The organism is Paraburkholderia sp. SIMBA_053 (genome assembly GCF_046534895.1).
Taxonomy (GTDB): Bacteria; Pseudomonadota; Gammaproteobacteria; order Burkholderiales; family Burkholderiaceae; genus Paraburkholderia; species Paraburkholderia caledonica.
Window position 1 is genome coordinate 1 of the sequence record NZ_JAWRXU010001143.1, and the last position, 255, is coordinate 255.

Consider the following 255-nt stretch of genomic DNA (forward strand, 5'->3'; position numbering starts at 1 on the left):
GCGTGTTGTCCCATGCGGCGAGTTCGACGGGGTCCGGCTCGGTCTGAGCATGCCACACGCGAGCATCGTGGCTGACCTGCCGCGCAAGCGCGATCCCATGCTTGCGCGCGATATGCGAGTCGGGCCAGTGCGATAGAAAGCCAAGCCAGGTTCTGAGCACTGCTCGCAACAGACGCGGTTGATCTACGGGGCCAACGTCCAATGCTGCGCGAAACTGCGTGAGCCCAAATCCAAGCACATCGGCGAAGCCATCCG

At 63.1% G+C, this 255-nt stretch carries 1 protein-coding gene; it reads right to left on the reverse strand.

Features of this window, described 5'->3' with window-relative positions; all coding sequences use genetic code 11:
- The coding region (locus SB753_RS39220; protein WP_410805439.1) for a triphosphoribosyl-dephospho-CoA synthase at positions 1-255 on the reverse strand (255 nt) is incomplete at both ends.